General features: G+C 65.0%; 8 protein-coding genes. 2 read left to right on the forward strand and 6 right to left on the reverse strand.

Features of this window, described 5'->3' with window-relative positions; genetic code table 11:
- Nucleotides 1–274 precede the first annotated feature (274 nt).
- The 3 genes from CLU94_RS13355 to CLU94_RS13365 form a co-directional block, all read right to left on the reverse strand.
- Complete coding sequence (locus CLU94_RS13355; RefSeq protein WP_257218792.1) at nt 275–1,945, reverse strand: ShlB/FhaC/HecB family hemolysin secretion/activation protein; 1,671 nt, start codon at nt 1,943–1,945, stop codon at nt 275–277.
- A 34-nt stretch (nt 1,946–1,979) separates the two neighbouring features.
- Nucleotides 1,980–7,217, reverse strand: a complete 5,238-nt coding sequence (locus CLU94_RS13360) for a YDG domain-containing protein (RefSeq protein ID WP_099665961.1) — start codon at nt 7,215–7,217, stop codon at nt 1,980–1,982.
- A 329-nt stretch (nt 7,218–7,546) separates the two neighbouring features.
- Nucleotides 7,547–9,559: a sensor histidine kinase gene (locus tag CLU94_RS13365; RefSeq protein ID WP_099665962.1), complete on the reverse strand. Its 2,013-nt coding sequence runs from the start codon at nt 9,557–9,559 to the stop codon at nt 7,547–7,549.
- Nucleotides 9,560–9,639: 80 nt separating this feature from the next.
- On the opposite strand from CLU94_RS13365, the gene CLU94_RS13370 reads away from it, so the two are divergent.
- A complete protein-coding gene (locus tag CLU94_RS13370) occupies nt 9,640–10,338 on the forward strand; it encodes a response regulator transcription factor (protein ID WP_099665963.1) in 699 nt (232 codons plus the stop codon).
- A 315-nt stretch (nt 10,339–10,653) separates the two neighbouring features.
- On the opposite strand, the gene CLU94_RS13375 is transcribed toward CLU94_RS13370, so the two are convergent.
- A complete protein-coding gene (locus CLU94_RS13375) occupies nt 10,654–11,127 on the reverse strand; it encodes an Lrp/AsnC family transcriptional regulator (protein WP_099665964.1) in 474 nt (157 codons plus the stop codon).
- Between the two features lie 161 nt (nt 11,128–11,288).
- On the opposite strand from CLU94_RS13375, the gene glmS reads away from it, so the two are divergent.
- Nucleotides 11,289–13,118: a glutamine--fructose-6-phosphate transaminase (isomerizing) gene (gene glmS, locus CLU94_RS13380; protein WP_099665965.1), complete on the forward strand. Its 1,830-nt coding sequence runs from the start codon at nt 11,289–11,291 to the stop codon at nt 13,116–13,118.
- Nucleotides 13,119–13,172: 54 nt separating this feature from the next.
- On the opposite strand, the gene CLU94_RS13385 is transcribed toward glmS, so the two are convergent.
- Together CLU94_RS13385 and CLU94_RS13390 are read right to left on the reverse strand one after the other, a co-directional pair.
- Nucleotides 13,173–14,057 (reverse strand): methylenetetrahydrofolate reductase, encoded by an 885-nt coding sequence (locus CLU94_RS13385; protein ID WP_099668297.1) that lies wholly within the window; start codon nt 14,055–14,057, stop codon nt 13,173–13,175.
- Between the two features lie 13 nt (nt 14,058–14,070).
- A complete protein-coding gene (locus tag CLU94_RS13390) occupies nt 14,071–14,970 on the reverse strand; it encodes a LysR family transcriptional regulator (protein WP_099665966.1) in 900 nt (299 codons plus the stop codon).
- Between the last annotated feature and the right edge of the window lie 58 nt (nt 14,971–15,028).

Here is a 15,028-nt window from a genome sequence, read left to right on the forward strand (position 1 = left end):
TTGTCGCTGCCTTTTCCGCTGATTCCAGCGGCTTGCCAGCGATGCAATCGCCTTTTCCTGTGGATTGTGGATAACTCTGTGTGTAAGCCTGCGGATAAGCGCTGGATAGCGCGGGTACAAGTGGGGATAACTGCAGTTTTGCCACCTGCTTCCCACATATTGCTGTGGGTAAGCCTGTGGAAAAACCGTGCACAGACGGTGGATAGCTGGTGGGTAAGTCTTGCGTTGGATCAAGCAACAGCCGAAAGTCGGGCTTCCGGCTGTTGCCGCCGCATCAGAAGCGGCGATTGAGTTCGACCCACAGGCGGGCCGAACTGCGCGCCGCCAGCAGGACGGGCGTGCCTCCGATGGGCTTGGCGACGTACGCGCGGGCATTCCACTGCTGCCCGCCCGCCCAGTTCACGCCCAGTCCGGCGCCGTGCAGGCGCGCGCTGTTCGGGCCCGGCGCCCAGCGCTGCTGGTTCACCGTCACGCGCGCGCTGTCGATGAAGGCCACGGCTTGCCATTGTCCCGCGTCGCTGGCGCTCAGTTCATGCCGCCATTCGGCGCTGCCGAAATAGCCGAGGTCGCCAGCTGCCGCGCCCACGTCATACGCGCGCACCGTGTACGGGCCTCCCACGCTCATCTTTTCGGAGGAATCGAGGTTGCTGTCCGCCCACTGTCCCGCGAAGGCCAGGTACACGGCGTTGCGCTGGTCCAGGTTTTGCAGGCGCGACAGGTTGACGTTCCATTTTGCAAAATTGCCATGGCTGCGGGCGCTGAAGGCATCGTTCAGGCGCGTCAGCGGGTCGCTGATGTCGAGCTTGCCAGCCGTCGCGGCCACGCTCCAGCTGGTGATGGCGCCAGCCAGGGCCGCATCGCGCACGTCGCCGCCCAGGGTGGCGCTCAGGTTATCCAGGCGGCGGTCGCTGCGCATGGCGCTGGCGTCGATGCGGTCGCGCAAGTGCACCTGGTCATACTGCAGCTGGATCGACATGTTCGCATCGCGGCTGCGTAGCAGCGGATGGCGCAGCCAGGCACTGGCGACCTGGGCCGTGCCATGTGCGTGCAGCGGGCGCATGGCGCCTTCCAGGCGGTAGCGCAGGGCGGACATGGCCACCCCGGCGCGCGTGCCGGCGCCGTTCAGCAGCAGGTCATAGCCGAGCCGCGCATACGACATGCCCGTGCCCGAGCTGAGCACGCTGGCGCTGGCCACGTCGCCCTGGTGCAGCGGGTTGTACAGGTACACGGTGGCGCCAAGGCGGGCGCGGCCCGTGTAGCGGTTGCCATTGTTGTCGAGGAAGGCAGCGCCAGCCATGCGTGGGCCGGACCAGGCATCGACCAGCAGGTCGGAGCCGCCCACTTCGGCGCCGGGCGTGAGCGTGGCCGTGATGGCGACATTCGGTATGTCGGACAGCAACAGCAAGCTGCGGTCGAGTTCCGCCTGGCCGATGGTCTGGCCCGTTTGCAGCGGCGCCAGGGTGGCGTTCAGCAAGGCGTCGCTGACGTCGCTGCGGTTGTCGATGCCCACCTTGCCGTAGCGCGCCTCGAGCACGTCGATGCGCACGATGCCCTGGCGGATGGTCTGGGCGGGCACGATGGCGCGCGCGAGCGGATAGCCATGGGCGCGGTAGTAACTGGTGATGCGGGCCGCCAGTTCTCCCAGTTGCTCCAGGGACAAGGTCGTGCCGTGGGCGTTGGCGACGAGCGCCTGCAAGGTGGCCGTATCGAACGCGCTGTTGCCGGCGATGTCGATCTGCGTGACGAGAAAGGGCGCGCTGGCGGGCAGCGGCGCGCCCTCTTTCTGTTCGATGCGCAGCGCCGGCGCGCCGGGAGCCGTATTGGCGGGCGTGGCCGGCTGCAACTGGCGCAGGATAGCGCCCGCATCGGGCACGACCGGGGTGGTTTGTGCTACGGCGCATGGCGCAAAGGCCAGCAGCAGCAGGGACAGCAACGGTTGTTGCATCAGGTGTCGCGGAGTCAAGGAATGAGTCATGGTGTTATTGATTTACGTTAAGCATGTTGGCGGGCAGCTTGACGCCGCCCAGGACGACTTGCAGGGCCGGGCCGCGGCTGCCGATCTGCATGCTGGTGTTTGGCAAGGCATTGCTGGCGGCGGCAGTGCCGGCCGGGGCATCCGTCTGCGTGACGGTGATGGTGGGCGCGGCGGCCAGCGTGCCGGGACGCGTGTCGGCAAAGCTGCCCAGCACTTGCGCCTGCAGTTGCACCACGGCTGCCTGGGCCGGTGGTGGCAGGCTGGCCGGCGGCGGCAGGGTTGCCGACGTCAAGGTCAGCGCGCTGGCATTGCCCTCGGCTTGCACGAAGGCATAGTCGGTCGAGGCCAGGCCGCTGCCCGTGATGGCGTAGTTGCCAGCCGGACTGCCGGCCGTGGCCGGGCTGGTCCAGGCCACGGTGCCGCTGGTGGCGTCCGCCAGGGTGTCGCCGCCCAGCAGGCCGTTGACCTTGCCGCTCAAGCCTTCCGGCGCGCGGCCACCCGTCAGGCTGGTGGCCGTGTACAGCAGGTTGGCCTTGCCGATATCGGCGGTGATGTTGCCCGGTTGCACGAGTGCATAGTTGCCCGCATCCGCGCCCTGCAAGGTGTAGCCATCGACGATGACGGTTTTGCCTGTTCCGGCGTGCTTGTCGGCAAAGCGGGCAGCGCCGCCGGCCACGCTCAATTGGTCGTCGCCCAGCGCCAGCACCTTGGCCGTGCCCGTCAGGGTGGCGCCCGTGGTGGCGTCATACACTTTATTGGCCGCACCCACGCCGCTCACGCTGACAGTAGCTTTACTGATGTCGGCCGTGATGTTGTTCGGCTGCACCAGCACATAGTTGGCCGCATCGGCGCCTTGCAAGGCAAAGCCGCTCAGGGTGACGGTCTTGCCCATGCCCGCGTTCTTGTCGGCAAAGCGGGCCACGCCGCCGGTCACGCTCAACTGGTCGCCGCCCAGCGCCTGCACGCTGGCCTTGCCCGTCAGGGTGGCGCCCGTGGTGGCGTCATACACTTTGTTTGCCGCAGACACGCCGGCGACGACCACGCTGGCCTTGCCGATGTCGGCCGTGATGTTGTTCGGCTGCACCAGCACATAGTTGGCCGCATCCGCACCCTGCAGGCTGTAGCCATCGACGATGACGGCCTTGCCTTTGCCTGCGTTCTTGTCGGCAAAGTGGGCCACGCCGCCGGCCACGCTCAACTGGTCGCCGCCCAGCGCCTGCACCTTGGCCTTGCCCGTCAGGATGACGCCGGTGGTGGCGTCATACACCTTGTTTGCCGCACCCACGCCGGCGACGACCACGCTGGCCTTGCCGATGTCGGCCGTGACGTTGTTCGGCTGCACCAGCACATAGTTGGCCGCATCCGCGCCCTGCAAGGTAAAACCGCTCAGGGTGACGGCCTTGCCCATGCCGGCGTTCTTGTCGGCAAAACGGGCGGTGCCTCCGCTTACGTTCAGCTGGTCGTCGCCCAGTGCCTGCACGCTGGCCTTGCCCGTCAAGGTGGCGCCCGTGCTGGCGTCATAGACTTTATTGGCCGCCCCCACGCCCTGCACATTCAGCGTGGCGCGGTTGACGGTGGCGCTGTGCCTGCCGCCTTCCAAGGTGTAGTTGCTGGCCTGGCCCGTGCTGCCGTCAGCCAGCGTCAGCGTGCCGTTGGCCATGGTCTTTTTTCCAGCCGCGTTTTTGTTGTCGAGGATACCGTTACCCGACAGCAACAGGCTCTCTCCTTGCACCAGGCCGTTCAGTGTCAGCAGACTGGCCGCCATGCTGGCGCTGCCGTCATAGGTGCGCGTGCCGTTCAGGCTGATGACGGCCCGGTTGATCGTCAGGGCGCCCGCCTGCAGGTCGATGTCATACCCTTGTTGGCCGGAATACAGGTAGGTGCCGGCGGCGTTGTAGAGACCGGCATCGCGGATGGCGCCGTACACGCTGTTGCTTGAGGAAAAGACTTGCCCGGAGTCGGCAGCGCCAGCGATCGAGTAACGGGCATTGGACAGGCCCCCCGCATAGCTTTGGCCATCGTAAGTCTTGCTGACCGCATCCGAGGTGACGGTCAGGGCGGTCAGGAAGCTGCGCAGCAACGGCGCCGTCTGGCCTTCATAGATGCGCCAGATGGCGCCGCTGCCGGCGTTCGTGGCCATGTCCCAGCCATCGAAACTCGATTTCGAGTGCAGTTGCGCATCGCTCAAGGCGTGCACGTTCGTTTGCGCGCCGCCACCGCTGCCGATGCCCGAGACGCCGTCAGTACTGGTCCAGAAGCTGTTGTTTACCTGGCTGAAGTTGGTGCCGATCAACGCGCCCTTGCTGGTCTCGCCCTTGACCATGCCCGTCGCGTACGTGTTTTCGACGATACCGCTCATGTTGAGGCCGATCAAGCCGCCCACGGACGTGCTGCCGCTGACGGCGCCGCTGGCGTAGCTGTTGTTGATATTGCCGTCGTTCGTGCCGAGCAAGCCGCCAACGGACTCGCGGCCATTGACCGTTGCGCTACTGTAGCTGTTGGAAATGAGGCCCCTGCCGTAGCCTGCCAGGGCGCCGACGTGGATGACGCCGCTGATGCTGCCGCCCAGTAAGCCGATATTGCTGATGACGGAGGAGCTATCCGCATAGCCGAACAAGCCGACGATATCGAAGTCAGACGCGATGGTCAGTCCGCTGATGGTATGGCTCTGGCCGTTCAAGCTGCCGGTGAAGATATTTTCTATGCCGCCGCCCAGGCCGTTTGCCATGCCGACAGGGATGAATCCATTCCTGCCCCAGACGCCCTTGCCGCCCGCCGTGGCGCTGGCATCGATGTTGGCGCCCAGCACGTAGCTGCCATTGAGTGCCATGGACATCAATTGCAGCTGGTGCGCATTGTAGATCGTTGTGGAATACTCGGATGCCAGCATGGGATAGGTGCCGCCTTCGCCATGGCCGGCATTATTCAAGTTGCCGTCCACGTTGACCAGCACCCAGTTATTGCCCTGCGCGCCAGGCGTGGTGGTGAAATTGAATCCCGTAAAACTGCTGGCCGTGCGCATCTGCGTGTCCGTCAGGCCGGTGCCGCCCTTGGAGGTCGCCTGGCCCGTACCGTCGATGGACCAGAAACTGTTGCTGATTTGCTGGGGCGCGCTGTTGCTGCCGATCAAACCGCCGAAGTTGGTGCCGCCGTCGGCGATGAGCAGGCGCCCCGCCGCGTAGCTGGTATTGACGGATCCCGCTCCCCAGTTGGTGCCCACCAGGCCGCCGATCTCGGTCTTGCCCGCCACGCTGCCCGTGGCATAGCTGTTGCTGATCGTTCCCTGGTTGATGCCGACCAGGCCGCCGCTCTGGGTATTGCTGCTGACGGCGCCCGAGGCGTAGCTGTTGACGATGGTGCCGCTGTTGCGCGCCACCAGGCCGCCGCTGATGAAGCCGTCGGCGATGACGTCGAGCGCCGCATAGCTATTCTTGATCGTGCCCTTGTTGTCGCCCACCAGCCCACCGGCGTAATAGTGGGTCTTGATGCGGCCGCCATTCAAACCCACATTCTGGATCAGGGCATCCTTGGTGGTAATGGAAAACAAGCCGCTGCCGCCGCCGGACCCGGACATCATGCTGAGCTGATTGATGGAATGGCCGAGGCCGTCGAAGATGCCGCCAAAGGCCGCATCCCTGCCCAGCGGCACGAAGCCAGCGTCCCACCAATTGGGGTTCCAGGCGGCCGAGGCGGTGGCCGAGGCGTCGATGTCGGCGCCGAGCACAAAATTGCCGTTCAGTTTGCCATTGATCCCTTGCAAGTCGGTGCCCGTGACACTGCGGTAAGCGCCCAGCTGGGTAATCACCGTGTAGCCGGTACGTGCGCCATCGGCGCCCAGTTTGGTGCTGAAGTTTTGCCCGGCGGGCAAACTCACCTGTGCGCCGTTGCCCAGCTGATACACGGCCGTGTTGCCGGCAGCGGTGGCGCCCTGGCCGTATTCCAGCGCCAGGCTGGCCGTGCCGGAACCGTTCAGGTTGGCGTTGATATTGATGTTGCGCTGCGCATGCAAGGTCAGTTCATTGGCCGACCAGCTGACCTGGTCGTTGACGTGCACGTCGCCGGCCGTGCCGTGGCTGCCTTGCGTGCTCTGGATCACGACATTGCCGTTGCGCAAATTGGCCGTCAGGGCAGCGCCGCTGATGTCGCCGCCGCTGGCGGCGATGGTGAAGTCGACGGGGTCGATCAGCCAGGTACCGGCGCGGCCCTGGGCAGCGGCCGTGCTGATGCGCACGTCGTTGCCGATCTTCACGTGGGCGGCGCTCGTTTCGATGAAGCCGCCATTGCCGCCCGTGGGGGCGCTGGCGTCCAGGGTGCCGCTCACATGGGTGGTGCCGGCGGCCATGCCGCCGAGCAAGACGATGCTGCCATCGCGCTGCTCCACGCTGCGCGCCTCGATGACGCCCGTGTGGTTGACGACGCTGGCCAGCAGCGAATCGCGGGCGCCTGCGCTCATCAGCACCTGGCCGCCATCGGCGCGGATCAGGCCGCCGTTCTCGGCCAGGTTGTTCAGGGTGCTTTGCTCGATGCGCAGTTGCAGCAGGCGCGCGCCGTCAAAGCTCAGGGTGGCGGCGCTGCCGGCGCCCAGGGCGACCGTGCCCAGGCGGGCCGAGATGGCGCCCTGGTTGCTCACTTGCCGGCCCAGCAGGGCGACATAGCCGCCGTCGGCCGCGCGCAGCGTGCCTTCGTTGACGACCTTGCCAATGCCCTGGCCGCCGAACGCGTGTTTCGAACCGCCCAGGCTGGCGCTGTCGACGTCGAGCGTCGAAGCCACCAGGCCGCCCACGTTGACTTGTGCGCCGCGGCCGAACAGCACGCCGTTCGGATTGATCAGGTACACCTGGCCATTCGCGTTGACTTTGCCGAGGATCTGCGTGCCGTTGCTGTCGAAGATGCGGTTGACGGCCAGCGCGCTGGCCGAGGGCTGGACGAAGTTGACGGTTTCCTTGGCGCCCACGTTAAAACTGTTCCAGTTCAGCGCGGCCTGCGCGCTGCCCTGATGGATGGTGGTGGTGCCGCCTTGCTGGCTGATGCTGGCCGTGCCGCTCACCACCTGTCCGCCCGTGGGCGCGGCCTGTGCCGGCCCTCCCAGCGCCAGCGCCGTCATGGCGGCCGCTGCTGCGGCCAGTTTGCGGCGGCTGCCCTTGCCGCGCCCGCGCGACGTTTCCGCGACGGCGACCCAGGCGTTCAAGACGTGGCTCCAGACGAGGCGGTAGATGTGGTTCAACGATCCGTGACGATGCATGCGATGTCCTTGTTGATTTGAATAGGGAGACGCCCGCGCGCCTGCGGACCTGGCCGGGCTGGCGCGAGCGGGAAATGGGGAAAGAACGGGTCAGGAAAGCGGCGCGAACAAGGAGGGGCCGGTGAAGTGGCTGGCGAGTTGGTTGCGGTGCATGTTTTCCCTGTGCTGTGCGTGGACGGCGTCCGTTGCGGCTTTTGTTGCTTTTTTAAATACAATCGTTATAAAAAGCTACAAAGATTTCTGAACGGAAAGATATCAGAACGGGGAAATTTAAAATTGAGCAAACCTGAGCGATTCCCGACTGATTTAGTCGGGAATGCGCGCGGGCGTCAGACGGGCAGGCGCAGGGCGAAGCTGATGGTGCCGTTGTTGCCGGCGCTGGCCAGTATTACCTGGCCGCCGTGCAATTCGGCGATGCGCTGCACCAGGTACAGGCCCAGGCCGGCGCCAGGCTTGTGCTGGGCGATGCGGCCACGGAAGTATTTCTGGAACAGGCGCGGGATTTCATCGGCGGGCAGCGGCTCGCCTTCGTTGCTGACGGCGATCTGCACGCGGCCGTCCTCGAGCGTGCCGGCCTGCACGCGGATCGCCAGGGCTTGCGGCGCGTGCCGGTCGGCATTGCTGAGCAGGTTGCGCAGGGCCACGCGCAGCAGGCTGGCGTCCACCACGGCGCTGGCGGGCAGCGCCTGCACGCTCGCTTCGATGCGGCCCGGCGGCCATTCGGCCAGCACGGCCGTCAGCAGCGCGGGCAAGTCGCATGGCAGGGGCCGGAAGGTTGCCGCGCTCGTTTCCATGCGGTCGGCGCTCAGGTATTCATCCACCAGCGCCGTCATGCGGCCGCTCGCTTCGCGCAGGTTCTGGCAGCGTTGCAGGGTCTTTTCCCGCGGCGCGTCCGTGTTGCGGGCAATTTGCTGGGCCGTGGTATTGATGATGGCCAAGGGCGTGTGGAATTCATGCGACACCATGGCAACGAAATCCTGCTGCTCTTCGCGGGTGCGGGTTTCCACTTCCAGCGCGGCGCGCAATTCGCCTTCCAGCACGGCGCGCCGGCCGATTTCCTGCCGCAGCGCCACGGTGCGCAGCGCCACCTGCTCTTCCAGCCGTTCATTCAGGGCGCGCACGGCGCTGACGGCCTCCGCCTGTGCCCGGTCCTTGGCGCGGCGCAATTCGGCGTAGCGGCGGTTGAGGCGCAGGCTCATCAGCATCATGTGCACGAAGGCGCCCAGGGTGGCCGCATGGTTGGTCCAGAAGTTCGGCGGCACGATGGCCATATTGCGCAGGAAACTGATCACCACGCCCGCGTAAAAGATGCCGAAGATAAACAGGAAAGCGTGCGCCGGACGATGCCCGCGCAGCGCCAGCCAGCTGGCCAGGGCGATGAACAGCACGATCAATGGCAAGGCCGTCATTTGCACGACGAGCACGCCGGCGGCATAGTCGCCGTGCAGCACCAGCAACGCCCCGCACAGCGCGGCAGCGACCGTCAAGCCCACCACGACGCGGCTGAAACGGGGATACAGGGCGGGCAGTTCTAGTTGCAAAGTGGAAAAACGCGCGCCGACGGCGATGGACATCGCCATCGACACGCCCAGCATGGGATCGGACAGCCAGTTCGGCATGGTGAAGATTTGCTGGGGAATGGCGATCGTCAGCGCTTCCGTCGTGGCATTCGTCAGCACGTACAGCAGATACCAGCCGCTGTGGGCTTCGCGCGTCATGCGCCAGAAAAAGATATGGAACAGGATCAAGAGCAAATAACTGCCGAACTGCAAGCCGTAGTACAGGTATTCGCGGCGCGAGGCGTTGTCGAAGGTATCGCTGGGCAGCAAGGTCAGCTCCGTCGACATGGCTTTTTTGCTGTGCAGGCGCACCAGCCAGCGCTGTGGCGTGTCGGCTTGCAGGCGCAGCGGAAACACCACCTGGCGCGCATCGATGGGCCAGTTGCCGCGCGCCACGTCGGCGCCCGCTTCCTGCAAGACCCAGTGGCCTGCCGCGTCCCAGCGGTACAGCCGCACGTCGTCAAGCACAGCGTTGCTGAAACGCACGACCCATTCATCGGGGGAGGCTGCCGCGCGCGTGACGTCCAGGCGCAGCCAGACGGCGTCTTGCGTGTAACCGGCGCTGACGGCGCCGGGCAAGGTGCGCCAGCCTGGCGCCGCCAATGCCGCATCGGGCCCCAGCCGGCCCGTGGCATCGCGCAGCATCTGCAAGTGGCCGCTGGCGGACACGGGCTGCCCGCTGGCCGGCAGCAGCAGCGGCGCAGGCACGGGCGCGGCAGCTGCAGGTGCAGCATGGGGGAACAGGGCGGTGAAGAACAGGCAAAGGGCGAGCAGGATTTTCATGGCGAGGCAGCTTACCACGGCCAGTGTGGGAGTCAGAAAGACAACTTCCCGGCCCCACGGCGATCGGTTATCCTTGCGCCATGTTGAACCTCATCCTGCTTGAAGACGAAGCCGTGCTGCGCCACGAGTTGACCGAATTTCTCGGCGATTGCGGCTACCGCGTCAGCGCCGTGGCCGACCTGGCCGCCTTCCACGCCTGCTACGCGCCGGCCGTGCACCGCATTGCCATCATCGACCTGGGCTTGCCCGATGGCGAAGGCATGGTGCTGGTGCGCGCCTTGCGCGCGCAGGGGCAGCCCATCGGCATCGTCGTGTTTACGGCGCGCGGGGCCACGCAGGACAAGGTCAACGGACTGGGCGGTGGTGCCGACTATTACCTGCCGAAGAGCGCCGACCTCGATGAGCTGGCCGCCACCCTGGGCGCGCTGGCGCGGCGCCTGGGTGCGCCGCCTGCCGACGCGCCGCCGCCTTCCACGGCCTGGGTGCTGGAACTGGGACCGCGCCGCCTCTTGCCGCCCGGCTGTGGCGCTATTGCGCTGTCGCAACAGGACGTTACCGTGCTGCACGTGCTGATGGCCGAGCCGGAACGCATCGTCAGCCGCCAGCAGATCGTGCAATCGCTGGGCGAGGATTTTCTCACCTACGACCAGCGCCGCCTGGACACCCAGATCAGCCGCTTGCGCCGCAAGGCGGAACAGGCGGCAGGCCTGGCCTTGCCCATCAATACCGCCCGCAACGCCGGCTACCGCTTCTATGCCGAAGCGGAAGTGCGCCCCTGAGTTTTCCCGTCTGCCGCCGCGGACAGGCTGTGGATAAGCCTGTCGATAACTGGACTCATAACTTGTTGGCAAGCTGTGTGCAGCCGGTGCACAAGTCAAGCTGGCAGTGCCTTGTCTACTCTTTGCATTCCGGTGCGGCACCGTCGCGGTCCGCCTGACGCGGCTTCCCCGCGCATCCCTTGCTCTGCTGCCATGGCTTGCCCGCATCATGCTTGTGCATAAGCCTGTGGGCAAGTGCGGCATAAGCGGTGGAAAAGCACCGTATAAGTGTGTGGGCAAGCGGTGTGCAAGCAGTGGATAAATGAAAATAAAAAATCACACGGCGATGCGCGTCTCGAATTTGCTGCGGAACGTGGAAAAATAGCTTTTCACGTTGCGCACATTCGCGTGCGCGGCAAACAGGCGGTGCGCCAGCGCGTGATACGCGGGCATGTCGGCCACCTGCACCATCAGCACGAAGTCGGGCCCGGGCGAGACGCGGTAGCATTGCAGCACGGCCGCTTCCTGCGCCACGAGCTGCTCGAATTCCGCCATGCGTTCCGCTGCCTGCACGTCGAGCGTGATTTCCACGATGGCCGTCAGGCGCGCGCCCACCAGTTGCGGCGCGACGATGGCCACTTGCCGTTCGATGACGCCGCTTTCCCGCAAATGCTTGACCCGCCGCAAACAGGTGGGCGCCGAAACGTGCACCGCTTGCGCCAGCTCACTGTTGGTTTGCGATGCATCAATTTGCAAGGCGTTCAGGATGCGACGATCGATCTCGTCGAGGGTAATGTTGCTATCGCTCATGGTTTTGATGAATTGGAAAATAAATCGATTCTAAATGAAATAATATTTCATCACAAAATGGGTGTGAAATATTCAGTCAAAAATGCACAGATTTAGAAAGCATATTTCATTCACTCTGCATTAGCATGCTTGCATTGATTAAATTTTAGACAGAGGTTTCCATGTGCGGCATCGTCGGCGCGGTAGCGCAACGTAATATCACTCCCATCCTGCTCGAAGGCTTGAAGCGCCTGGAATACCGCGGCTACGATTCCTGCGGCATTGCCCTGCATGCGGATGGCCGCTTGCAGCGTTCGCGCTCCACCTCGCGCGTGGCGGAATTGGAAAAGCAGATCGCGGAAGAAGGCTTGAGCGGTTTCACGGGCATCGCCCACACGCGCTGGGCCACGCATGGCGCCCCTGTCTCCTTCAATGCCCACCCGCACTTCTCCCCAACGGAAGAGAATGCCCGCGTGGCGCTGGTGCACAACGGCATCATCGAAAACCACGACGAACTGCGTGCCGAACTGACGGCCTTGGGTTACGTCTTCCAGAGCCAGACGGACACGGAAGTGATCGCCCACCTGGTCGAGCACATGTACAACGGCGATTTGTTTGAAACCGTGCAGCAGGCCGTGAAACGCCTGGACGGCGCGTATGCGATCGCCGTCTTTTGCCGCGACGAGCCGCACCGCGTGGTCGCGGCGCGCCAGGGCTCGCCCCTGATCGTCGGCCTGGGCAATGGTGAAAACTTTGTCGCGTCCGACGCCATGGCGCTGGCCGGCACGACGGACCAGATCATTTACCTGGAAGAAGGCGACGTGGTCGACCTGCAACTGTCGCGCTGCTGGATCGTCGACGTGGATGGCAAGCCCGTCGAGCGCGAAGTGAAGACCGTGCATGCCCACACGGGCGCGGCCGAGCTGGGCCCGTACCGTCACTACATGCAAAAGGAAATCTTCGAGCAGCCGCGCGCCATCGGCGACACGCTCGAAGGCGTGACGGGCATCATGCCGGAATTGTTCGGCGATAACGCTTATGCCATCTTCAAGCAGATCGACCGCGTGCTGATCCTCGCCTGCGGCACCAGCTCGTATGCGGGCATGACGGCCAAGTACTGGATCGAGGCCATCGCCAAGGTGCCCGTCAGCGTGGAAGTGGCCAGCGAATACCGCTACCGCGACAGCGTGCCGCACCCGAACACGCTGGTGGTGACCATTTCGCAAAGCGGCGAAACGGCCGACACCCTGGCCGCCCTGAAACATGCGCGCAGCCTGGGCATGCAGCACACCTTGACCATCTGCAACGTGGCCACCAGCGCCATGGTGCGCGAATGCGCGCTGGCCTATATCACGCGCGCCGGCGTGGAAGTGGGCGTGGCCTCGACCAAGGCGTTTACGACGCAGCTGGCCGGCCTGTTCCTGCTGACCCTGTGCCTGGCGCAAGTCAATGGCCGCTTGAGCGAAGAACAGGAAGCGGCGCACCTGAAAGCCATGCGCCACTTGCCCGTCGCCATCGCGTCCGTGCTGGCGCTGGAGCCGCAAATCATCGCCTGGTCGGAAGAATTCGCCCGCAAGGAAAACGCCCTCTTCCTGGGCCGCGGCATGCACTACCCGATCGCCCTGGAAGGCGCCCTGAAACTGAAGGAAATTTCGTATATCCACGCCGAAGCGTATCCGGCCGGCGAACTGAAGCACGGCCCGCTGGCCCTGGTGACGAATGAAATGCCGGTCGTTACCATCGCGCCGAACGACGCGCTGATCGAAAAGCTGAAGTCGAACATGCAGGAAGTGCGCGCCCGCGGCGGCCAGCTGTACGTCTTCGCCGACGTCGATTCGCGCATCAGCTCCGGCGAAGGCTTGCACGTGATCCGCCTGCCCGAGCACTACGGCGATTTGTCGCCGATCCTGCACGTGGTCGCGCTGCAATTGCTGGCGTATCACACGGCCCTGGCGCGCGGCACGGATGTGGACAAGCCACGCAATCTGGCCAAGTCGGTGACGGTGGAGTAAGCAGGACGGATGGCGCCTGTCGCCGGCGGCGCGCTGCCGCTGGCGAGGCGCTCGTCAGCCAGGGGCCGGGTCGGCGCGGGAACGGTACTGCTCTATCCACTTGACGGACTGCGCGATGCCGCCGAAGGGAAAGAAATGCAGGCTGACCACGCCATGTGCTTCGGTCAGGCCGGCGGCCAGGCGCTCGACAAACAGGTCCGGCCCCGCCGTGCCGAACAGCTTGCCGATGGACACGCCGTACTTGGACCACATCGAGGCGCATGCACTGACGCCGCACAATGCGGCATAGCGGGCAAGCACCGCGATGCTGGCGGGACCCGGCACGCCCACGCGCACGGCATGCTCAATGCCGCGCTCGCGCAGCGCTTTGAGCCACGTCAACACGATGTCGGCATCGAACGCAAACTGCGTGACGATCAAGGGCGTCATGCCGCGCTGCGCGATGCTGCGGCACTTGCGTTCGAGCACATCCCACTGCTCGGCCTTGCTCATGACCGGATGGCCTTCCGGATGACCACCCACGCCGATCACCTTCATGCCTGCGCGCTCAAACACGCCTGTGTCGATCAGCGCGGCACTGTCGGAAAACGGCCCCATCGCGGTGGATGGATCGCCGGCGATCACGAAGCAGCGCTTGACGCCCGCTTCCGCCACGGCGCGCTGGACGAACGACTCAAACCCGGCGAACGAGGCGATGCGGCGCGCAGACAAGTGCGGCATGGGCTCGAAGCCGAGCCCGCGCACGGTGCGGGCCGCGGCCAGCCGCGCGGCGTTGTCCTCGCGTGGCAGGTAGGGAATGGCAATGGTGGACGCGGGCGCTATCCGCGGCGCCGCCGCGCTCAACGCCGGCATGTCCTTGGCACTGACTTCCAGGGAATAGGCGTGCGTGATGTTGCCGGCGGACCCGAGCTGAGCGGGATGCATCAAGAGATGACCCATGGCGTCGCTGCGGTCACTGCGCACTGGCGCTGGCAGGCTGGCGCGCCAGTGCGATGAAGGCGCGCACGTAGTCGATGGCGGTGTCCGTCTCGCGTGCCCCCAGGAAAATCTGCTTGGCGATGCCGCGCGCGCCCAGCCGCACAGGCACCACGTCCATCTTGGCCGCGTACTCCTCGACCAGCCAGCGCGGCAGGGCGGCCACGCCGCGGCCGCTGGCCACCATCTGCAGCATGATGTCGGTGGTTTCGATGGCTTTGTGGCGCTTGGGCGTGACACCGGCCGGCAAGAGGAACTGGTTATAGATATCCAGGCGTTCGATGTCCACGGGGTAGCTGATCAGCACTTCCTGCGTCAGTTGCTGAGGCTGCACATAGGCCGCCGCCGCCAGCGCATGGCCCTTGGCCACGACGAGCACTTGTTCGTAGTCGAACACGGGTTCGAACGTCAGTCCCGGCTTGTACAGCGGGTCGGGCGTGACGAGCAAGTCGATCTCGTAGCCGAAGAGCGCGCCGATTCCGCCGAACTGGAACTTCTGTTTGACGTCCACATCCACGTCGGGCCATGCGGCCAGATACGGCGACACCACCTTCAGCAGCCACTGGTAGCAAGGGTGGCATTCCATGCCGATGCGCAGCGCGCCGCGCTCGCCCTGCGCGAACTGGCCCAGGCGCTCTTCGGCCAGGTCCAGTTGCGGCAGCACCCGGTTCGCCACCGCCAGCAGATACTGGCCGGCTTGCGTCAGGCGCAGGTTGCGCCCTTCGCGCAGCCAGACGTCGGTGCCCAGTTGCTGCTCCAGCTTCTTCATGCTGTGGCTCAGGGCCGACTGGGTCAGGTGCAGCACGCCTGCGGCGGCCGTCAGCGACCCCTGTTTCTCGACCTGATGGACGATGCTGAGGTGGATGCGTTCAAGCATTGAGATGAGCCATGTTCATGGATGTATGAAATAAGACCATTATACTTCATCGATTCCC

This window comes from Janthinobacterium sp. 13, from assembly GCF_002749695.1.
Lineage (GTDB): Bacteria > Pseudomonadota > Gammaproteobacteria > Burkholderiales > Burkholderiaceae_D > Janthinobacterium > Janthinobacterium kumbetense.